Genomic DNA, 20,824 nt, shown 5'->3' with positions numbered 1-20,824 from the left:
TTAACAAATGCCCCGCCGTGAGGAAACACGGCGGGGCAATTCGATTTGAAACTACTCAGTTTATGATTAGTTTCAGTTCAGTGCAGCATCTGTGATGGAATGAGTCCAGGCTCCTTCCGGTACCTTAGTAATCACGGGGTCCGACCCACCGCCGAGCAATGTAGACACGGTGCGGTCAAAGTCTGCAGGATCCAGAGACCCGTTGCTGCCAGCGGTCAATTTGGCAATTTCCGCCATCATGCGCTGCTGATGTGCCTCGGTTTGTGCACCAGATGCATCGTTGTCCAATACGATGTCAGCGGCCTCGCTGGGGTTGGCTTCTGCATATTTCCACCCCTTCATCGACGCCCGTACAAACCGAACCATTTTGTCCTGGAATGCCGGATCTTCAAGATTGGCTTCTAGCGCATAGATACCGTCTTCCAGCGTTGCTACCCCCTGGTCTTCATACTTGAAGGTCACAAGTTCGTCCTCAGACACACCAGAATCCAGAACCTGACCGTATTCGTTGTAGGTCATTGTGGAAATACAGTCAGCCTGACGCTGCAGCAGTGGGTCAACGTTGAAACCCTGCTTCAGTACGGTCACACCATCTTCACCACCATCGGTGCTGATGCCCTCTTTGCTCATCCAGCTCAGGAAGGGGTACTCATTGCCATAGAACCACACACCAATTGTCTTACCCTTGAAATCCGCCGGGCTGGTGATGCCGGTGTCTTTCCAGCAGGTCAGCATCAGTCCCGAGGTTTTGAAAGGCTGGGCGATGTTCACCACAGGCAGGCCTTTTTCACGCGCAGCCAGTGCCGAAGGCATCCAATTCAGCATTACGTCAGCGCCGCCACCAGCAAGCACCTGAGGCGGGGCAATGTCCGGGCCACCCGGCAGGATGGTGACGTCCAGATCTTCTTCGCCATAGAATCCTTTGTCCAGAGCGACATAGTAGCCAGCGAATTGTGCCTGTGTCACCCATTGCAACTGCAGGCGAACCTCGTCGGCTGCCTGCGCGGTGCCAGCAGCACTCAGCGCCAGAGCGGCGGCTGTCAAAATGTGTTTCATTGGTAGTTACTCCCTGTGATTATGGTCAAAGCTTGCAAGAATTTGACCATCCGTTCAAAGTTTTTCTTGTTCTTTCAGCAAGGCGACTTTTGCCCTGCCCGAATTTTGGGCACGCTCAGCCATAAAACGGCTCCGGAGCGCCCAACCGGTTCTGCAGTCCCCTCCTCCAAGGCGCTGCAGTATCTCTTTTTCAACGCCGTTGTGACGGGTGCCAAAAGGTCAACGACTTCTCGACCATAGCCACCACCCCGTAGAACAACGACCCGGCGAGTGCGGCCACGACAATCTCAGCCCAAACCATATCCAGTGCCAATTGCCCAACGCTGGTGGAAATCCGAAATCCCATGCCGACCGTCGGAGATCCGAAAAACTCAGCCACAATCGCACCAACCAATGCGAGCGTGGTCGAAATTTTCAGACCATTGAAGATAAACGGCAACGCCGCCGGAAGGCGCAGCTTGAAAAAGCTCTGCCAGTAGCTGGCGGCATAGGTCTGCATCAGGTCCCGCTGCATGGCGCTGGTTTCGCGCAGGCCGGCCACAGTGTTCACCAGTACCGGAAAGAACACCATCACCACAACAACAGCCGCCTTGGAGTGCCAGTCAAAACCAAACCACATCACCAAAATTGGTGCAGTTCCGACAATCGGCAAGGCAGCCACAAAGTTGCCCACCGGCAGCAGCCCGCGGCGCAGGAAATCACTACGGTCCATCACTATTGCCATCAGGAACGCCGCCGAGCAACCAATCACATAGCCACTCAGTGCACCCTTCACGAAGGTCTGCAAGAAATCTTCCCACAGCTTGGACAGATTTGCGCCAAAGGCTGATGCGATATCAGTTGGCGCTGGCAAGATGACCAAAGGCACCATAAGCCCGCGAACAAGCAGTTGCCAAACCATCACCAATGTGAAGCCGAAAATCACTGGGACCAGGAGCTGCACCTCACGTGTTGCCGCATGAGACCCATTGGCCAGACGACTGTTCAACCACCAGCCGCCACACCAGACGAGAACTGCTAAGATAACCAAGATCATGCGCCCATCCCCATCCGTTTCAGAACGGATCGCTCAATCAATCCCAACAGTGCCACCAGACAGGCCGCCAGAATGGCCGCAGCAAAAAGCGCCGACCAGATCTGCACAGTCTGCCCATAGTAACTACCACCCAACAGTCGCGCACCCAATCCAGCTACCGCACCTGTTGGCAATTCGCCTACAATTGCGCCGACTAACGAGGCAGCGATACCAATCTTCAGCGACGCAAACAGATAAGGCATCGAAGCAGGCAGCCGCAGCTTCCAGAACCCCTGATTGGTGCTGGCATTATAGGTACGCAGCAGATCCAGCTGCATCCCATCCGGGCTGCGCAGGCCTTTGACCATGCCAACCACAACCGGGAAGAAGCTAAGATAGGCCGAGATTATCGCCTTGGGAAGTATCCCTTGTACGCCGATCGAATAGAGCACCACGATAATCATCGGCGCCAGCGCAATGATCGGAATGGTCTGGCTGACAATAGCCCAGGGCATCACTGACATATCCATAACGCGCGAATGCACAATTCCCACCGCCAGCAAAATACCCAGCCCGGTACCAATGGCAAAGCCCAGCAATGTGGCACTCAGCGTCACCCAGCCGTGATAAAACAGGCTGCGCTTGGACATCATTTTCCCTTTCAGTACCATTGCACCAGTCGTCTTCCACAATTCCTGCGCAACCTGATGCGGAGCAGGCAGCCGTGGTCGATCCTGTGCCCAAGTAGCCGGGATAGCAAAGCTATTGTCCAGCACCAGTCCAAACTCTCCCAAGTCCCGACGTTCTTTTGCGCCTGCTGGAGTGACTTCGGCGCCAGCGCGTTCGGCTTCAGTCAGGACACCTTTGATATTCATTGGCAAACAAGCCGCATACCAAAAAGCGATAATTACAGAGAGAACGGTCAGGACGGCGATCAAAGTTTTCATGAATGCCACTCCATCCGAAGCTCACGGATACCCGTTGGCTCGCGCCCGTCAAGCGAAACCAAGGTGCTCGGCTTGCCTTCATCCAATTCGCCCACGGGTCTAAAACCTTCACGCAGGTAGAACTGCTGTGCACGCTTGTTTGGCACGTGGGTGTTCAGTGATAGAAAATCTCGCCCTTTTTTGGCTTGATCCAACAGCGTCTTGCCAACACCAGTACCAGGATGTGCGCAATAAAACCCCCAGATATGCTTAATCTCCACTTCCAGGGAGAGATATCCTTGGACCGGATCACCAGCCACCCAAATTTCGCGCAGCTCTAACCCTTTGCTCAGCGAGTTCTCGATCTCTGCAGAAGGTAAGTCACGCTGCATCCACTCAGTGTCGTCAATCCAACCGTTCACGATGGCAGCCATCCCAGCCACGTCGCGCAGCTCTGCTCGACGCACTTCAGTCATCTGAATGCCCTGCCCGCAAACCTTCCCGCACCCGATGAGCGATTTCGATAAACTCTGGGCTGTCACGAATATCCAACGGCCGCTCTTTTGGCAGCGGGCTTTCGATGACGTCCGTGATCCGCCCGGGCCGCGGGCTCATCACCACAATCTTGGTCGACAGATACACCGCCTCGGGGATCGAGTGAGTGACAAATCCAATGGTTTTGTTGGTCCGCGCCCAGAGTTTCAGCAACTGTTCATTCAGATGGTCACGAACAATCTCGTCCAGCGCCCCAAACGGTTCATCCATCAGCAAGATATCCGCATCAAAGGCCAGCGCCCTCGCTATGCTGGCGCGCTGCTGCATCCCGCCTGACAACTGCCAAGGGTATTTCCCACCAAACCCTGACAATTCAACAAGTTCTAACACTTCGTTAACGCGCTTATCCTGTTCCGCCTTCGAATATCCCATAATTTCTAGCGGCAGCTTGATGTTACGCGCGATGTTGCGCCATGGGTACAGACCCGAGGCCTGAAACACATAGCCATAGGCTCTCTGACGACGCGCCTCATCGGGGCTCATGCCGTTGACGGTGATCTCCCCGCCAGTTGGCTGCTCCAACGCCGCCATCACCCGCAGGAACGTGGTCTTGCCGCAGCCCGACGGACCAATAAAGCTGACAAAGTCACCTTTGTTGATTGTCAGGTTTACATCTTTCAACGCCTGCACCGGTCCGTCATTGGTTGGGAACACCAGATCCAGATTCCGTGCTTCGACGACGGCCTTGGTAGCATCAGCCTGGGTAGTCGTTTCAATATTCATTCTATTGCCTTGATAACACTGGGTATTGGGCCGCCATTTCCAGCGACCCGCCGCTGATTAAACGCCAGTTGCCGGAATGCCCGAACGCTCCACCGGGCGTGGCGCGGTCAGTTCTTTCCAGGAACTCAACGCCTTGTTGACCGTCGTATTTGCCTCGCGCGATACAAACTTGCCGTGTCCCTCCTGACAGCGGATCTCACCATCGTGAACGGCCACATGGCCACGGGTCAGGGTAAAGCGCGGCAGGCCTTTGACCTCATGTCCTTCGAACACATTATAATCGATTGCACTTTGCTGGGTAGAGGCTTGAATAGTCTTGCTTTTCTCGGGGTCCCAGACAACCAGATCGGCGTCTGCTCCAACCAAAACCGCGCCCTTTTTGGGATAGCAGTTCAGGATCTTGGCAATATTGGTCGAGGTCACAGCGACAAACTCATTAGGCGTCAGGCGACCTGTGGCCACACCGTGAGTCCACAGCATCGGCATCCGATCTTCCAACCCGCCTGTTCCATTGGGGATTTGCGTGAAATCACCAATGCCATTGCGTTTCTGCTCGGTGGTAAACGCACAGTGGTCAGTGGCCACAACAGACAACGAACCAGACTGTAGACCCGCCCAAAGACTGTCCTGATGCTGCTTGTTACGGAACGGAGGCGACATCACCCGGCGTGCAGCATGATCCCAATCCGGGTTGAAATACTCGCTCTCGTCCAGTGTCAGGTGCTGAATCAGAGGCTCACCCCAGACCCGTTTGCCCTGCATCCGCGCACGGCGAATGGCCTCGTGGCTGTCCTCACAGGATGTGTGCACTACATAGAGCGGAACCCCAGCCATATCAGCAATCATAATCGCCCGATTGGTGGCTTCACCTTCGACTTGTGGAGGACGGGAATAGGCATGGGCCTCGGGGCCATTATTGCCTGCTGCCAACAGCTTAGCGGACAGTTCTGCCACCACATCGCCATTCTCGGCATGCACCATGGCAATCCCGCCCAACTCGGCCAGACGTTGGAATGACGAATACAGCTCATCGTCATTCACCATCAGCGCGCCCTTATAGGCCATGAAGTGTTTGAAGGTATTGATACCACGTTCCTGGATAACGGTTTTGATGTCGTCAAACACCTGCTCTCCCCACCAGGTCACCGCCATGTGGAAGGAATAGTCACAGTTGGCACGGGTCGATTTGTTATCCCACCGCTTTAGCGCATCCAACAGGCTCTCACCCGGGCTTGGCAGTGCAAAGTCCACCACCATAGTGGTGCCGCCAGCCAAACCAGCCCGCGTACCGCTTTCAAAATCATCCGAGCTGTAGGTGCCCATAAAAGGCATTTCCAGATGGGTATGCGGATCAATCCCGCCCGGCATCACGTAACAGCCGGTAGCATCCAGCTCCTCATCACCTTTTAGATTTGGGCCGATTTGGGTAATTACCCCGTTTTCAACTAAGACGTCTGCCTTGTAAGTGAGATCCGCAGTAACAATCGTGCCATTTTTGATGACTTTCGTGACCATGATGGTCTCTCCCCTAAGCGTAATAAGAAAGAGCCAGTACAGCCCCTTCATTTTGTTCGATGCGCCGCCAGTTCACAAATGCAGTCATTTCTTGAAATGCCGCCCATACCTCTGGACGGCGGGTTGCCCAACTCGAGGCTTCAGAAACTTGCAGCGTAAGCGTAGCGCCTTTTATAACCGTAACCGAACTTAACCCGTCTTCCGGACAATCCACACTAGTCATACAGTCAATCCAAGCGTTACCGTTTCGGCCATAGAAAGCCGGGAACCCCATTTTGGTCGAGAACTGATCGTGGAAACTTGACCAGTTGACAACAGCACTCCCGTCGATTTCGACAACTTTAGAAATTGAGTTCACTCCACAATTTCCGCCGTCTCCACCACCGCATGGAACAACACATTGGTTCCAGCGGCTGCCCAATCCGGGCTAATCTCTTCTGCCTCATTATGGCTCAGCCCATCCACACAGGGGCACATCACCATCGCCGTTGGGGCTACACGGTTGATCCAACAAGCGTCGTGGCCAGCCCCCGATATCAGATCGATATGAGAATAGCCCAGCCGGTCCGCTGCATTACGCACCGCGGTGACACAGGTGTCGTCAAATTTGACCGGATCAAATCCGCCAACCTTTTCAAACTCAACCGTTACGCCCATAGCTTCTGCAATGTCCTGAGCCTGCTCGCGGAAATTCAGTTCCATATCTTCGATCACCTCCAGCTCGGGGCTGCGGAAATCGACGGTAAAGACCACCTTACCCGGGATCACATTGCGCGAGTTGGGGTAAACATCAATGTGACCAGCCGCGCCAACCGCATGTGGGGCATTTCGCCAGGCAATCTCATCCACCGCATCCAACATCCGCGCCATGGCAAGACCTGCGTTGCGGCGCATCGGCATCGGGGTGGACCCAGTGTGTGCATCCTTGCCGGTCACAGTCACTTGCGTCCAGCTGAGGCCCTGACCATGGGTGACAACACCAATGTCCTTTTCATCTGCCTCCAGAATTGGCCCCTGTTCGATATGCAGCTCAAAGAACGCATGCATCTTGCGCGCACCAACTTCCTCGTCACCACGCCAACCAATCCGGCTCAGCTCATCGCCGAACTTCTTGCCCTCGGCATCTTCGCGATCATAGGCCCAGTCTTGGGTATGAATGCCGGCGAACACCCCAGATGACAGCATTGCGGGCGCGTATCGCGTGCCTTCTTCGTTGGTAAAGTTGGTCACCACAATGGGGTGTTTTGTTTTTATATTCATATCATTAAGTGATCGAAGGATTTCCAACCCGCCAAGCACACCCAACACGCCGTCATACTTACCACCTGTTGGCTGGGTATCGAGATGTGAGCCAACATAAACCGGCAGAGCTTCCGGATCGGTGCCTTCGCGGCGAGCAAACATATTGCCCATCTGGTCCAGCCCCATCGTACAACCGGCAGCTTCGCACCAATTTTGGAACAAGGCCCGCCCCTCACCGTCCTCATCTGTCAGCGTCTGGCGATTGTTACCCCCAGCGACACCGGGCCCGATCTTAGCCATATCCATCAGGCTGTCCCACAGCCGCTCGCTGTTGATTGTTAGATTTTGACCAAGCGCAGCCATGGTGTGATCCTTCCCCGTCTGTCCGCCTTTTGGCGGTATTGTTTTGTTAGCCCATCCGCATGTCGCGGCTTTGATTTGACCAACTGGTAAAACTCACGCTATCACGGGTCAGGCACTAGTCAAGAAATTGCGGCGCTTCAGCTGGAAAAACCCCGAAAAACATGGGGAAATGTTAAATTTGAGGCATCACTGGGTCGCCGCCCGAGTCAGGACCAAAGACACCGCTATGACCAAAGACCGCGCACCCACCCGGATCCAGAAAAAGAATCGCGCTGCCATTCTCGAGGCTGCACTGGAAGTGTTTTCAACTCACGGTTTTCGCGGCGCAACAGTGGATCAGATTGCCACCGAAGCCGGGCTGAGCAAACCAAACCTGTTGTACTATTTCCCTTCAAAAGAGGCCATCTTCAACGAGCTGATGGCCCAACTTCTGGGCACCTGGCTAGACCCCTTGCGATCCCTGGATCCCGATGGCGACCCAATGGAAGAAATCCTGGCCTATGTTCAGAGAAAATTACAAATGAGCCGCGATTTTCCACGTGAAAGCCGCCTTTATGCCAATGAGATTGTGCAAGGCGCTCCGCGTCTACTGGGTACAATTGCCACTGATTTGAATGCTCTAGTCGAAGAAAAATCCGCCCTTTTGCAACGATGGATGCAAGCTGGAAAAATCAACTCTGCACACCCAAAGCATCTGCTATTTTCGATCTGGTCACTAACGCAGCACTATGCAGATTTTGATGTTCAGGTTCGTGCCTTAATGGCTGATGAAGATCCATTTGATGCGGCTCCCGAATATCTCGATACCCTGTATCGACGTATGCTAACACCTTCAGACAACTAACAAAAAAGGGCGCCCCTCTCGGACCGCCCTTTCTTACATCTGAGTTGGTTTCGCCGATAACCGCGGTTATCAACGCGCCCCTTATTCGGCCGCAGTTGCCGAGGGGTTGTTGGGATGAGTGGTCCAATTGGCATAACCTTCTGAAACGACTTCACCTGTCCGCTCATCCAACTGGCCAGGGGCGACTTGCTCCATTGTAATGCAGTTTTCGACTGGGCAGACACTCACACACAGGTTGCAAGCGACGCACTCATCATCCTTAACAGTGAAAACCCGATCCTCGGACATCGCGATCGCCTGGTGCGACGTGTCTTCGCATGCTGCAAAACAGCGACCACAGCTGATGCAATCTTCCTGGTTAATCACAGCCTTGGCGACATAGTTCAGGTTCAGGTACTGCCAGTCCGTAACATTCGGAACCGCCTGCCCCATGAAATCTGCAATTGACGCATGGCCCTTTTCGTCCATCCACTGTGACAAACCGGAAATCATCTCTTCGACAACTTTGAAGCCATATGTCATCGCCGCGGTGCAGACCTGAACATTGCCAGCGCCCAATGAAATGAACTCAGCTGCGTCGCGCCAGTTGGTCACGCCACCAATTGCCGAAATTGGCAGGCCATGGGTCTGCGGGTCGCGCGCAATTTCAGCAACCATGTTCATCGCAATCGGTTTAACCGCCGGACCACAGTACCCGCCGTGCGTCCCCTTATCACCAATGGTTGGATTGGGCGCCATGATATCCAGATCAACGGAAACAATCGAATTGATGGTGTTGATCAAGCTTACAGCGTCTGCTCCGCCGTTTTTTGCCGCACGTGCAGGTTGACGAATATCAGTAATATTTGGCGTCAATTTTACGATAACTGGCTTAGAATAGTACTTTTTACACCATTCGGTGACCATCTGGATATATTCCGGGACCTGGCCAACAGCCGACCCCATACCGCGTTCAGCCATGCCATGCGGACAGCCAAAGTTCAGCTCAATGCCGTCAGCACCGGTGGCTTCAACCTTGGGAAGGATATCTTTCCAGGCCTGCTCTTCACAGGGCACCATCAGCGAGACAATAATTGCCCGATCTGGATAGTCTTTCTTGACCCGGGTGATCTCTTCCAGGTTCACTTCCAACGGTCGATCCGTGATCAACTCGATGTTGTTCAACCCCAGCAAGCGACGGTCTGCACCAAAGATCGCGCCATAGCGTGGGCCATTCACGTTAACCACCGGAGGCCCCTCCGAACCCAGCGTTTTCCAAACCACCCCGCCCCATCCGGCCTCAAAGGCGCGGCGCACGTTGTACTCCTTGTCCGTTGGTGGCGCTGAGGCCAGCCAAAACGGGTTGGGAGATTTGATCCCTAAAAATTCTGTTGTCAGATCAGCCATTTATCTGCTCCTTGAATTGCTAGCTTGGGGCACTTGAGCAGGCCCCAAGGCTTGCTCAGCCCATCAGGCTGGAATGAATGTCCATTGCGGCATCGCGACCTTCGGCAACCGCTGTCACTGTCAGGTCCTCGCCGCCCGAGGCACAGTCGCCACCAGCCCAGACTGCTGCAACCGACGTACGGCCTGTGTCGTTAACCTTGATCTTGCGCGCCTCAAGAACCAAACCTTCCGGCTGACCTTCCAGAGTTTGACCAATCGCCTTGAACAGCTGATCAGCTGCCAGACGCAGTGTTTCACCGGTGCCAGACACTTTACCATCAACAATACTGGTGTACTCTAGCTCGATCTCACTTGCCGCGCCTTCACCATGCAACGCGACAGGCATAACGTTGAACATCAGCTTCACACCTTTGGACGTCGCCAGATCTTGCTCAAAACGGCTCGCCCCCATGGCGTCCTGTCCACGGCGATAGGCGATAGTAACATTTTCCGCCCCAAGAAGCTTCGACTGCACTGCGGCATCAACGGCTGTCATACCACCGCCAATGACCACGACGTTGCGCCCAACTGCCAATGTGGACAGGTCGGTTGCTTGGCGTAGCTCAGCAATGAACTCTACTGCGTCTCGGCTTCCATCTTTGTTTTCTCCAGGTGCGCGTAATGCATTAACACCGGCCAGTCCAATCGACAGGAACACTGCATCGAAGTCTGCTTTCAATGCGTCCAGAGTTAATCCAGCCCCCAGCCCATCGCCATGTTTAACGTTGATACCGCCGATCTGCATCAGCCAGCTGACTTCACGTGCCGCAAAATCATTGGTGCTTTTGTAGGCAGCAATACCAAATTCATTGAGCCCGCCAGACTTGCCTTTCACTTCGTGAACAACAACATCGTGACCAAGCATCGCCAAGCGGTGCGCAGCGGACAGCCCAGCCGGGCCAGCGCCTACAATGGCAACACGCTTACCAGTGCTTGCAGCACGTGTGAACGGGTGCCCACCCTTTGCCATCAATGCGTCAGTCGCATAACGTTGAAGGCGGCCAATCTCGACCGGCTTGCCTTCGGCTGTTTCCCGAACACAGACCTCTTCGCACAACGTCTCGGTTGGGCAAACACGGGCACACATTCCGCCAAGGATATTCTGGTCAAAAATCGTACGCGCGGCGGCCTCGGGGGTTCCGGTCTGAATCTCGCGAATGAATTGCGGGATATCAATGCTGGTCGGGCATGCGGTCATGCAAGGCGCATCATAACAAAAGTAGCAGCGATCTGCCGCAACTGATGCCTCGTGCGCGTCATAAGCAGGATGCAAATCGCCGAAGTTATCGACAATATCTTGGCTGGACAAACGCCCTGCCTGAATGCCGGATGCCTGATGGCTACTCGCCATTGGGTGTCTCCCTGGATGTGTTCTTGTTACATCCAGAGTGCCACAATTCATTTTTTTATCAACTGGTAAAATTTTGAAACAGGGAAAAACCTACCACACCTACCCGGCTTCAGATCCTAACCAGCTGTTTTCTAAACTAAAACAGAAGACCTATTTTTCGCCCATCTGCGACAAATGTCCCGTTTTGATCCACACCCGGGCCCCTTCGGGACCTGCCTGACCTTCAAATTCACCCTCAGGAGGCAGGCGCAACCAATCCCAGCGAGACAGAACATCATCTCCTTCGCGACACCCACCCTCAAGAACGAAGACCTCCATTCCCGACGGCGCCGACCGCGAAATACGCTGACCAGGTTCCCAGGTCTCTATGCTGACCTGTTCGCTTTCATCCTCAAACAACGCCACAACCGGATCATTGCTTGCGTCGCTATCAACATGGACGGTGACCCGGTCAGCAGGATCAAATTGATGTAACTTCACCAAGATCACTGCCCCCTTCGGCGCTGCTGGGGTGTGGCGCGACGTTGGAGGATTACGAACATAGGCTCCCACCGGAAAGTTCCCGGTCTCGTCCTGAAACTCGCCTTCCAAAACCAAGTATTCTTCGCCGCCATCATGGGTATGGGCATCAAATGACGACCCTGGTGCAAAGCGTACAATAGTAGTGGCTCGCGCAACTTCCTCACCAATACGGTCTAACATCTTGCGCTCAACTCCTGCTGCCGGGCTAGGCACCCAAGGGGTATCGGCAAAACGCACCACTGCACGCTGTTCAAAATCGGCATTGATCCGCATCACGTTCTCCATCTGATTTGCAACAGAGTTAAGCACAATGACGGACCTGCAAAAGCTGCATCACAATAAAGTGGTTAGAAAATCAGCCTTCCAATCAATGGGACAACATCGCCGTCGCCTCGATCTCAATCTTGGCCTCATCTTCAACCAGGCCCGCGACCACAACCATTGTCATTGCAGGGAAATGATACCCCATCACCGCGCGATAGGCTTGGCCAACCTCGGCTTGGTGCGCCAGATATTCAGCTTTGTCAGTCACATACCATGTAAGCCGGGTAATATCACTCGCCGTACCGCCTGCGGTCTCGACCACATCCAGAATATTGCGCAAGGCTTGGCTCATCTGGCCGATAAAATCCTGCACCTCAAACACCTGCTGTGCAGTCCAGCCTATTTGTCCACCAACAAACAAAACACGACCGTCGCCTATCATACCATTGGCATAGCCCTTGGCCACCTTCCACCCTTCGGGGTGTACAGAAATTGTAGCCATGGCGCGTCTTCCTTTCACAGTGTTACCTCTACAGTAATCCTGCATCTGAAAATATATTTCAAGCTTAAAACATCGCAAGACTCACAAACTCTTGCCTCCAAGAAAAAAGGACGGCCTAAATGGCCGCCCTTCTAAGCATTGTGTGTTATGTTTCGCGGGAAAATTAGGCCCCAAAACACCAAACGCAGAAATTCACATTCCCAACGCTTCTTTATACATCTCCAACACTGCCTCTTCTTCGGCAATGTCATCTTTGTCGCGTTTGCGCAGTGCCACCAACTTGCGAATTACTTTGGTGTCGTAACCGCGTCCTTTGGCCTCTGCCATGACCTCTTTCATTTGCTCTGCAAGGTCTTTCTTTTCAGAATCCAGCCGTTCCAGCCGCTCGACAAATTGGCGCAGCTCCCCGGCTGTTACACGATAGCTGTCGCTTTTTTCTTGTTCGGTCACATCCATCATCAGCTCCGTCGCGGTAGGAATTTTGTGGTCGGAATACAGGCCATCACCTGTCACTGCAAGCTGCGATTGGACCGGCGGCCCTTGCAGGTTCTTCGCCAATCCTTTAGGCGCGATCGCGGACAGTTCATAGGAGCCCGGCCATGTTTGAAATTCTAGTCTGGATAGGCGCCGCCATTTCCATTGCCGGTTTGCTTGGCCTGATCTGGTGCATCCTACGCGTTATGCGGGCCCGTAAACAGAAATTGGACGACGAATCGCTGCGCGCAGTGGTGCAGTCGGTTTTGCCCTACAACCTGGGTGCCCTTCTGCTTTCGATGTTAGGTCTCATGCTGGTCATAGTTGGCGTTTTGCTCGGTTGAGCTTTTTCACGCTGTATAGCTCTCAAAATAAGCTTCGATCGCCTCTTCGCCCAATTCTCTATCCAGCTTAGTCAACCGTGATGGCACCTCTATGCCGCTCGCGCGCAATTGGCTCAATACTTCGTTGAATTCCGGCTGCAAGGCCTGTCGGGCAGTCATACTGGCGCCGACAATGCGCTCCTCCAACCTTTCGGCTGCTTGCAGTAGCTCGGTTGTCTTCATTTGACGGCCCCTTCCTTTTTCAACTCAGAATGACACGCCGTTTCCTACTGAAAATACAAATCCAACGACAACTTCGCGATTACACACCTTATTTACGATGGCATTGCGAAGAAAGACGGAAACCATTTCCGCCCACTGGATCAATGATCACAATTGCAGACCTTACATTGTATTGTTCGGTCCAATGACACCTTTGTGCTCAACCTACCTAACATGCCTCTTGATACACATTCTGATATCGCTATATGATTAATTGACTGAACGGAGAGAGACTATGACGCCACTTGTAAAAGCATTTTTTGACGAAGCTACAAATACAGTCTCATATGTCGCCCGCGATCCGCAAAGCAGTGCTTGTGCCATCATCGACCCGGTGCTTGATTTTGACCATGCTTCTGGTCGCACCAATACAGCCTCGGCGGACATTATCATCAGCTGGATCACTGAACAAGCCTTGACACTAGACTGGGTTCTGGAAAGTCATGTCCATGCCGATCACCTATCTGCCGCCCCCTATTTACAAGAAAAACTGGGTGGGAAAATTGGCATCGGCGCAAACATTACCGTGGTACAGGACACCTTTGGTAAGGTCTTCAATGAGGGCACCGAATTCCAACGTGATGGCAGCCAGTTTGACGCCCTTTTGTCCCATGGTGACAGCTTTAACATTGGCCAGATGCAGGCAGACGTACTGCACACACCCGGACATACGCCAGCTTGTATGACATATGTAATTGGCGACGCCGCTTTTGTCGGGGACACCCTGTTCATGCCAGATTTCGGCACAGCGCGCTGTGATTTCCCTGGCGGTTCATCCGCACAGCTTTACGCCTCGATCCAAAAAATCCTGGCATTGCCTGACGAAACCCGGATTTTTGTCTGTCACGACTATAAGGCACCAGGCCGGGACGAGTTTGCCTGGGAAACAACTGTTGGCGAGCAAAAAGCTCTAAACGTTCATATTGGCAATGGGCGCAGCATCGAAGATTTCACCAAGATGCGAGATTCGCGCGATGCAACTTTAGGCATGCCAAAATTGATTTTGCCATCGTTGCAGGTGAACATGCGCGCAGGCCAAATGCCTGAACCTGATGAACAGGGCGATGTGTTTCTGAAGTTGCCGATCAACAAAATCTAGTACCCGCGACATTGGGATTAACCGCTAGCTCGGTCAATCCGGACAATGGCATATCTTCGCGCACAATAAGGACTTACGTCATGGAAACAGATTGGATCTGGGGGCTTGCTGGCGGCGGGCTTATCGGAATGGGTGGCGCTGTCTATCTACTGGGCAATGGCCGCATCATGGGAGCAAGTGGCATTTTAGGCGGGCTGGTCGATGGCAGTGGCCGCAAAAGTGCGGCCGAAAAACTGGTTTTTCTTGCTGGTGTTATTTTACTGCCTTTGGTTCTGTCTTCGCTGTTCTTGATCAAAACCAACACTCACATGACCGACAACGTGCCTCTCATCATTGCCGCAGGCCTACTTGTTGGTCTTGGCACCCGTATTGCCAATGGCTGCACATCTGGCCATGGCGTTTGCGGCATTTCACGCCTTTCATTGCGCGGCATCGTGGCCACTGTTTTCTATATTCTGGCAGGCGGAATGACCCTGGTTGTCTTTCGCCATGTTCTGGGAGTGATCTAATGCGGTTGTTTTTCTCTTTTCTTGCCGGTGGGCTATTTGGCGCTGGTCTTTTCATCTCAGGCATGACCGACACCATTAAGGTACAGGGATGGCTAGACGTATTTGGTGATTGGGATCCAACTCTTGCATTTGTAATGGGGGGCGCCATCATACCAATGTTCATTGCCTGGCAGTTCACCAAAGGACGTGCACCACTGGTGGGCGGTGCATTTCCATCACCGGCCCGTCCAGAACTCGACCACCGGCTGATAACTGGATCCGTCATGTTTGGTATGGGTTGGGGGTTGGTGGGATTGTGCCCCGGACCTGTGATTGCGTCGATCACCTACAACGGCTGGGAAGGCGTGTTGTTCATGCTCGCAATGATTGCTGGTATGGTTGCAGCGCCTAAAATTGGCGAACAACTAGACCAAATAGCGGCAAAGGCGTAAAGGTTCTGATATGGATCCACGTTCTATCACCCCCCGCTATTTCGTCTCGCCGCAAATTGCGGCCGAGGATCTGCCCGCGCTGGCCAAGGCTGGCTTCAAGGCAGTGATTTGCAACCGGCCCGATGCAGAAGTACCACCAAGCCATCAGGCCGAAAGAATCCGTGCTGCCGCTGAAGCCGCAGGGCTGCGGTTTGAAGAACTCCCGCTCACACATCAGACCATGACGGCAGACAATGTAAACAAACAACGGCAATTGGCAGAGGTCTGTGACGGGCCCGTGCTAGCCTATTGCGCCTCTGGCACCCGCTGTTCTGTTGTTTGGGCACTGGGTCATGCAGGCGAGATGAATTCGGACACAATTTTGAACATGACTGCTGCAGCAGGATATCAGCTGGAAAACTTACGTCCGGCTTTAGACGAGTTGCACGTCAAAAGCTGATCTATTGTTGTTATTTTATAAAACAACGCTCCGGACTTAACAGTCGGAGCGTTGTTTATTTTTCGAACGCCTAGGTAACGATCAGAGAGGGTCCGGAAGGCCATCGCCCAAACCGGCCAATTCTGTAATTTCTGCCATCGCGTCACCCTGATCAAAACCACCCAGATTGCCCTCTGAGTCGGCACCCAACAGGGCGGGCATATCGTCCATACCTGCCATTGGTAAGTCACCCATTGGTGGTAGGTCACCCATTGGTGGTAGGTCACCCATTGGTGGTAGGTCGCCCATTGGTGGTAGGTCACCCATTGGTGGTAGGTCGCCCATTGGCAAGTCACCCATCGGCAAATCGCCCGTTGGTAGGTCACCCATCGGTGCCATTCCAAGACCATCTGCAGGATCTTGGAGACCTTGAGCTGCGATGCCAAGATCAAGCGGCGCGGGTTCGTTGATTTGCTCCATTGGTAGATCAGACCCGATCGCGGATGAAAACGCTTGTCCTTCGGTGGCATTGCCTCCGTCCAGGCCGTTACCGGAATCACTCAATCGGACAGCACGAGCACCGTTTATTTGTCCTAACCGTCCCCCAGAAATGCTTTGCCCATTGATGGCAATAAGATCGGTTTCATATAAAAAGGCCTGATCCAAGGACAACACATCACCAACTTGGAGGCTTGAGAACTCGTTTAAGGGGACCTGCATCTTACACAATACTGCGCTCAAATCGACCCGCATGTTCCCCATGTTACTACCAAGAGACGGCCCAAAAGCCATTGCGCCTGCTTGGCCATCTTTGCCTAAATCTTCATCTGTTGGCTCAGGCAGGATCAGCGTCATAGCGCCCTGCATAGCACCACATGACAAGTCCAGAGTCATTTCAATGACACGGTAGTCATCTGCTTCGAGACCAAGCAAAAGGTTACGCGTATCTTCTATCCGCGCGCCAAATCGGAAACCATCAAACAAAGGCAAATCTGCTTGAGTTTCAAGCATCATTACAGCCTTGGCAAACGCCCGATCGATAAATTCGGCGGTCATCGCCGCATCAGTCGATGTATAGTGACGTTCGGTGGGCGCCTTGCCCATCACCTGCCCCATGGTCTGCTGCTGTATAAGTGCTGTAACTGTTGCAGCATCCAACGTTGCCGCACCGATGCGCCCATTCGGACCATCTAGCACCACCAGCAGATCTTCGTCAGACAGATGGCGGTTGAGGTCTTCCGGCGCGCAATTTACTTGGCGAGCCGCAATGACCGCAACTGGTAGTTCGCACAGATCAGCAGCCGCTCTCGCAAGCGAACGGCGCAGCGCCTTGAGAGTGACCGAGCTGGAAATTCCGCTGGTCCCCTCGCGTGCGACAGCCAGTTTGCGTGCAAGAACACTTGCACCGCCATCCGCTGTTTCTGCTGTTGTAATGTCTGACATAGGCTCCCAACCAACACCTTCTGCGCCCCTTTAGATATCTTTTAGCGCGTAGTTGGTTACTATAGTCTTTATAAACGTCGTCTTAGGTGACCAAATCTGGTGCTAATGGCAAGGAAACCCGAAAGGCGCCGCCAGGATGCCCGGACAGGTAACGCACATCGCCACCCAAACGCAGCATAATCTCACGACAAATCGCCAGTCCCAGACCTGCTCCACCGGCTTTTTCGGGGCTAACCCTCGAGAATTTTTCAAAAATTAGTTGCTGCGAAGCCCGCGGTATTCCGCTGCCATTGTCTAGAAAATCAATCCGTAACCGCCCATATCTGGTTGACGCCACGATGCTAATTTCCGGGTTCTCAGCATCGCAATATTTCTGAGCATTAGCGATCAAGTTGATAAAAACTTGTGACAAGCGATCCAAATCAGACGAAATCCGCACCACTTCCGTCGATGGGTGGCGAATGACGTTCAACGGTTTATCTGATCCTGCCAGCGCAGTTGACACAGCATGGTCAAGCACCTCCCCCAGGCTACCAACAGTCATGTTAAGGCTCACTTGACCACTTTCCAGAACACTCAGATCCAGCAGGTCGTTCAACAATCTAGTCAACCGTAGGGCTTCATCATGTATAATGCTCGCATGGCGAACGGTATCCTCTTCACTCCCACCTTCGGTGTCTCGCAGGATCTCTGAAAACGCACGGATCGAGGTCATAGGTGTACGCAATTCGTGGCTCACCTGGCTTAGAAAAGCGTCCTTTTGCTGTGAAATTTGGGTCAGTTTTTCATTTGTTTCCCTCAACTTCTTAGCGGTGCGCGATAATTCTTTGGATTGCACTTCTAACTGACCAGAGTATTCCAACATCTGTGCTGTTTCATCCGCCACAGCCAAGAGGTCCTCTACCGATACCGACGACCCTCCGGCGATCTGGCCAACCATCGCGTGCGCAGCTGCGGCACCAACTGATCCACTCAACTCTCGCTCCAATCGCTCCAGAAACGCTGGTGTTGGTTCTGGGAGCCCACCGTGACTTCCTTGACGGATGGCTTCGCTCTGGAAAAAGTCCTGTGCTTCGCCTGCTCCCAAAATCCGCTGTGACATCACCATCAGGTCTTCGCTTTGCGCGACCAGCCCGGTCCAGCCCCGTGGCCCCGCTGAATGATCAAAAACATTGACGAATTGCGCTCCCTGTAGCCGCTCTAACGGGTTTGGGAACGTCGCCAGCGATACAGTGCAAAAAGCCGCGGCGTTCAACGCCATAGACCACATGACTGCATGAACGATTGGATCCAGCCCCTCAATCCCAAACAGGGCCTGCGGGCGCAGCCAGGAAAAGCCAAACAATCCATCAGTCAGCACTGCATCCGGCAAGAGACCGCCCCCCAGCGCAGGAAGAAGCATAGTATAAAGCCAAATCAAAAACCCAAGAGACAACCCTGCCAGTGCCCCGGTCCTGGTGGCACCACGCCAAAACAGCCCCCCCACCAGCGCAGGCAGGATTTGCGCAATCCCAGCAAACGAGATCAGGCCAATCGAAGCCAGTGCCGCGTCCTGGCCAGCCAGCCTGTAGTAGAAATACCCCAGAGCCATGATCACTGCGATCGACACCCGGCGCGCAAGCAGAACCACATTGCGAACATCGCCTGAGACTGAAGCCCCATGTCCCTGCATCCGCAGCCAGATCGGCATCACGATATGGTTGGAAACCATGGTCGACAATGCCATCGCAGCGACAATAACCATCGAAGTCGCCGACGAAAACCCGCCCAAGAAAGATAGCATAGCCAGCCCATCACGACCTTGGCTGAGGGGGATGGTCAAAACAAACAGATCGGGATTTGCCCCTACGGGCAACAGCTCCAGCCCAATTGCAGCAATTGGGACAACAAACAGGCTCATCAAGAGCAGATATAGCGGAAAAGCCCATGCCGCGACACGCAGATGCCGCTCATCTTCATTTTCAACCACCATGACCTGAAACATGCGCGGCAGGCAAACGAAGGCCGCTGCAGACAAAAAGGTTATGGTGGCCCAGCGGTCGCCTTGCATTTGCCATTGACCGATCTGCGAGGCATCCACGCGGGCCATGGTTTCACCAATACCATCGGACAGCCCCCAAACCACGAAAATTCCCACCGCCAGCAGGGCTACCAACTTGACCACCGCCTCCAGAGCAACAGCAGTCACCACCCCATGGTGGCGTTCATTTGCGTTCAAGTTACGGGTTCCAAACAAAATGGCAAACACCGCCAACCCCGCTGCAACCCAGAACACAGTTGTGGTTTCATAGAGCTGCCGTGCGGGATCAGCCTCGGCAAAAGTGGCAAATGACAGCGTGATCGACTGCAGTTGCAACGCAATATACGGAGTCACGCCAATTACGGCCAAGATGGTTACACAGATTGCAAGCGTGTTTGACTTTCCGTAGCGCGCGGAGATCAGGTCAGCTATCGAAGTGACCCGCTGGCTGCGCCCAATTCGGACCAGTTTGCGCAGCCCCCACCACCAACCGATCATTACCAGCGTTGGCCCTAGATAGATTGTAATAAACTCGAGCCCAGATCGCGCCGCATACCCAACCGCACCGTAAAAAGTCCAAGCTGTACAATAGATCGAAAGCGATAGTGTATAGATCAACGGTGACCGCAACCAGGCGGACCGATGTCCCCTACTGGCCTTGCGGTCAGCGGCAAAGGCCACAATGAACAAGAGAGCGACATAGACCAAACACACCGCAACGAGCACATTCAGCGAAGCCATTAGGGCGCTTCCTCACCAGGTTTGTCGGTACCTTCAGTCCAGTTTTCCGCCCACCGGCGTACAGCCACCCCAAACACAAAGCTGGCAACAATCAACAACGTCCAAATCGTAAACAGGTAGGTTATGGCTTCGGAAATAGGTTTCCCACCTGACGTATCCGGTGCGGGATAGGGATCAGGATTTGGCCACATCAGCGGTACCAGAAAAAGTAGCGCCCCAAACAACGGTAACAGTCGTGCAATATCCATAAGACGACGACGTCGATAGGCCTTGCGTTCAACAAATAGCGCCGTTCGCTGCCTGCCTTCGCCCCAGTCGTCGCCGCTATGGCTCATGCTTGATTGGCCTGCGCGTGCAAATCCCGAACTGCCGCTAGCACTTCTGTATTGGAAAACGGCTTGGTCATAAAACGGCTGACCCCGGCCTTTTCAGCCATTTCCCGATCTCGCGCCTGCCCGCGCGCTGTCAGCATCAACACCGGTAGTTGGGTCATTTTTTCCTGTTCGCGGAGATCCTTAATGATTTCCATTCCACTTTTGCCCGGCAGCATAAGATCAAGAATAACCAGATCTGGTTTTGCCGCCTTGATCACCGCAATCGCATCTTGACCATCAGAATGAGCCTCAACAGTCCAGCCTTCCCGGGTCAGTAGAAACCGGATCGCCTCAATAATATTTGGCTCATCCTCAATCAACACAACATGTCTGCCCATATGCAGAAATTCCTCCCTCAACGCCAACTTGCGGTCCTCAAAGACCTAGCGCTAATTCCCCTAGTTCAG

At 53.6% G+C, this 20,824-nt stretch carries 24 protein-coding genes; 6 read left to right on the top strand and 18 right to left on the bottom strand.

The features are described from left to right. Window positions 1-72: 72 nt before the first annotated feature. From FEE96_RS16295 to FEE96_RS16260, 8 genes are all read right to left on the bottom strand, one after another. Window positions 73-1,056, bottom strand: coding sequence for an ABC transporter substrate-binding protein (locus FEE96_RS16295; protein ID WP_138164182.1), 984 nt, complete (start codon window positions 1,054-1,056; stop codon window positions 73-75). A 190-nt stretch (window positions 1,057-1,246) separates the two neighbouring features. Next, on the bottom strand, window positions 1,247-2,092 hold the full coding sequence (locus FEE96_RS16290; RefSeq protein WP_138164181.1) for an ABC transporter permease: 846 nt from the start codon (window positions 2,090-2,092) through the stop codon (window positions 1,247-1,249). Then, a complete protein-coding gene (locus tag FEE96_RS16285; protein WP_138164180.1) occupies window positions 2,089-3,018 on the bottom strand; it encodes an ABC transporter permease in 930 nt (309 codons plus the stop codon). Before FEE96_RS16285 ends, FEE96_RS16290 begins: the two co-directional genes overlap by 4 nt. Next, window positions 3,015-3,473, bottom strand: coding sequence for a GNAT family N-acetyltransferase (locus tag FEE96_RS16280; RefSeq protein ID WP_212744786.1), 459 nt, complete (start codon window positions 3,471-3,473; stop codon window positions 3,015-3,017). The genes FEE96_RS16285 and FEE96_RS16280 overlap by 4 nt, the downstream gene beginning before the upstream one ends. Further along, entirely contained in the window at window positions 3,466-4,275 is an 810-nt protein-coding gene (locus FEE96_RS16275; RefSeq protein ID WP_138164179.1) for an ABC transporter ATP-binding protein, read from the bottom strand. The genes FEE96_RS16280 and FEE96_RS16275 overlap by 8 nt, the downstream gene beginning before the upstream one ends. Window positions 4,276-4,332: 57 nt before the next feature. Beyond that, window positions 4,333-5,790: a dihydropyrimidinase gene (gene hydA / locus FEE96_RS16270; RefSeq protein ID WP_138164178.1), complete on the bottom strand. Its 1,458-nt coding sequence runs from the start codon at window positions 5,788-5,790 to the stop codon at window positions 4,333-4,335. 13 nt (window positions 5,791-5,803) lie between these two features. Further along, on the bottom strand, window positions 5,804-6,148 hold the full coding sequence (locus FEE96_RS16265) for a barstar family protein (RefSeq protein ID WP_212744785.1): 345 nt from the start codon (window positions 6,146-6,148) through the stop codon (window positions 5,804-5,806). Continuing rightward, the gene (locus FEE96_RS16260) at window positions 6,145-7,395 is read right to left on the bottom strand and encodes a Zn-dependent hydrolase (protein WP_138164177.1); all 1,251 of its coding nucleotides are present in this window, start codon (window positions 7,393-7,395) and stop codon (window positions 6,145-6,147) included. The genes FEE96_RS16265 and FEE96_RS16260 overlap by 4 nt, the downstream gene beginning before the upstream one ends. Window positions 7,396-7,621: 226 nt before the next feature. Between FEE96_RS16260 and FEE96_RS16255 the strand changes: the two genes are divergently transcribed. Continuing rightward, window positions 7,622-8,239 carry a TetR family transcriptional regulator C-terminal domain-containing protein gene (locus tag FEE96_RS16255; protein ID WP_138164176.1) on the top strand — a complete coding sequence of 206 codons (618 nt, stop codon included), beginning with the start codon at window positions 7,622-7,624 and terminating at the stop codon, window positions 8,237-8,239. Between the two features lie 81 nt (window positions 8,240-8,320). On the opposite strand, the gene preA is transcribed toward FEE96_RS16255, so the two are convergent. The 5 genes from preA to FEE96_RS16230 form a co-directional block, all read right to left on the bottom strand. After that, complete coding sequence (gene preA, locus FEE96_RS16250; RefSeq protein ID WP_138164175.1) at window positions 8,321-9,625, bottom strand: NAD-dependent dihydropyrimidine dehydrogenase subunit PreA; 1,305 nt, start codon at window positions 9,623-9,625, stop codon at window positions 8,321-8,323. Window positions 9,626-9,680: 55 nt separating this feature from the next. Continuing rightward, a complete protein-coding gene (locus FEE96_RS16245; RefSeq protein WP_138164174.1) occupies window positions 9,681-11,015 on the bottom strand; it encodes an NAD(P)-dependent oxidoreductase in 1,335 nt (444 codons plus the stop codon). Window positions 11,016-11,165: 150 nt separating this feature from the next. Continuing rightward, complete coding sequence (locus FEE96_RS16240) at window positions 11,166-11,810, bottom strand: cupin domain-containing protein (protein WP_138164173.1); 645 nt, start codon at window positions 11,808-11,810, stop codon at window positions 11,166-11,168. Between the two features lie 94 nt (window positions 11,811-11,904). Continuing rightward, a complete protein-coding gene (locus FEE96_RS16235) occupies window positions 11,905-12,303 on the bottom strand; it encodes a RidA family protein (protein WP_138164172.1) in 399 nt (132 codons plus the stop codon). Window positions 12,304-12,495: 192 nt separating this feature from the next. Continuing rightward, the gene (locus tag FEE96_RS16230) at window positions 12,496-12,759 is read right to left on the bottom strand and encodes a DUF2312 domain-containing protein (RefSeq protein ID WP_138164265.1); all 264 of its coding nucleotides are present in this window, start codon (window positions 12,757-12,759) and stop codon (window positions 12,496-12,498) included. Window positions 12,760-12,902: 143 nt separating this feature from the next. Between FEE96_RS16230 and FEE96_RS16225 the strand changes: the two genes are divergently transcribed. Continuing rightward, on the top strand, window positions 12,903-13,121 hold the full coding sequence (locus FEE96_RS16225; protein WP_138164171.1) for a hypothetical protein: 219 nt from the start codon (window positions 12,903-12,905) through the stop codon (window positions 13,119-13,121). Window positions 13,122-13,127: 6 nt separating this feature from the next. On the opposite strand, the gene FEE96_RS16220 is transcribed toward FEE96_RS16225, so the two are convergent. Further along, window positions 13,128-13,343, bottom strand: a complete 216-nt coding sequence (locus tag FEE96_RS16220) for a hypothetical protein (protein ID WP_138164170.1) — start codon at window positions 13,341-13,343, stop codon at window positions 13,128-13,130. 274 nt (window positions 13,344-13,617) lie between these two features. Here FEE96_RS16220 and FEE96_RS16215 point away from each other — a divergent pair, with 274 nt between their 5' ends. The 4 genes from FEE96_RS16215 (at window position 13,618) to FEE96_RS16200 (ending at window position 15,860) form a co-directional block, all read left to right on the top strand. Continuing rightward, complete coding sequence (locus FEE96_RS16215) at window positions 13,618-14,481, top strand: MBL fold metallo-hydrolase (RefSeq protein ID WP_138164169.1); 864 nt, start codon at window positions 13,618-13,620, stop codon at window positions 14,479-14,481. 65 nt (window positions 14,482-14,546) lie between these two features. After that, a complete protein-coding gene (locus FEE96_RS16210) occupies window positions 14,547-14,990 on the top strand; it encodes a YeeE/YedE family protein (protein WP_425467330.1) in 444 nt (147 codons plus the stop codon). After that, window positions 14,990-15,421, top strand: coding sequence for a DUF6691 family protein (locus FEE96_RS16205; RefSeq protein ID WP_138164167.1), 432 nt, complete (start codon window positions 14,990-14,992; stop codon window positions 15,419-15,421). Before FEE96_RS16210 ends, FEE96_RS16205 begins: the two co-directional genes overlap by 1 nt. Window positions 15,422-15,431: 10 nt before the next feature. After that, complete coding sequence (locus FEE96_RS16200) at window positions 15,432-15,860, top strand: protein tyrosine phosphatase family protein (protein WP_138164166.1); 429 nt, start codon at window positions 15,432-15,434, stop codon at window positions 15,858-15,860. Between the two features lie 81 nt (window positions 15,861-15,941). Here the strand turns inward: FEE96_RS16200 and FEE96_RS16195 are convergent, their stop codons facing one another. The 4 genes from FEE96_RS16195 to FEE96_RS16180 all read right to left on the bottom strand — a co-directional run bounded on the left by FEE96_RS16195 (window position 15,942) and on the right by FEE96_RS16180 (window position 20,755). Then, complete coding sequence (locus FEE96_RS16195; RefSeq protein ID WP_138164165.1) at window positions 15,942-17,282, bottom strand: FliM/FliN family flagellar motor switch protein; 1,341 nt, start codon at window positions 17,280-17,282, stop codon at window positions 15,942-15,944. 82 nt (window positions 17,283-17,364) lie between these two features. Then, a complete protein-coding gene (locus tag FEE96_RS16190; protein WP_138164164.1) occupies window positions 17,365-20,043 on the bottom strand; it encodes an ATP-binding protein in 2,679 nt (892 codons plus the stop codon). Then, entirely contained in the window at window positions 20,043-20,378 is a 336-nt protein-coding gene (locus FEE96_RS16185; protein ID WP_138164163.1) for a hypothetical protein, read from the bottom strand. The genes FEE96_RS16190 and FEE96_RS16185 overlap by 1 nt, the downstream gene beginning before the upstream one ends. Next, window positions 20,375-20,755: a response regulator transcription factor gene (locus tag FEE96_RS16180; protein WP_138164162.1), complete on the bottom strand. Its 381-nt coding sequence runs from the start codon at window positions 20,753-20,755 to the stop codon at window positions 20,375-20,377. The genes FEE96_RS16185 and FEE96_RS16180 overlap by 4 nt, the downstream gene beginning before the upstream one ends. Window positions 20,756-20,824: the final 69 nt, after the last annotated feature.

It is taken from the genome of Parasedimentitalea maritima, from assembly GCF_005771405.1.
In the GTDB taxonomy this organism is placed as follows: Bacteria; Pseudomonadota; Alphaproteobacteria; order Rhodobacterales; family Rhodobacteraceae; genus Parasedimentitalea; species Parasedimentitalea maritima.
The sequence above is the reverse complement of the archived record's forward strand: the minus strand, read 5'-3'. Positions and strand labels throughout refer to the sequence as shown.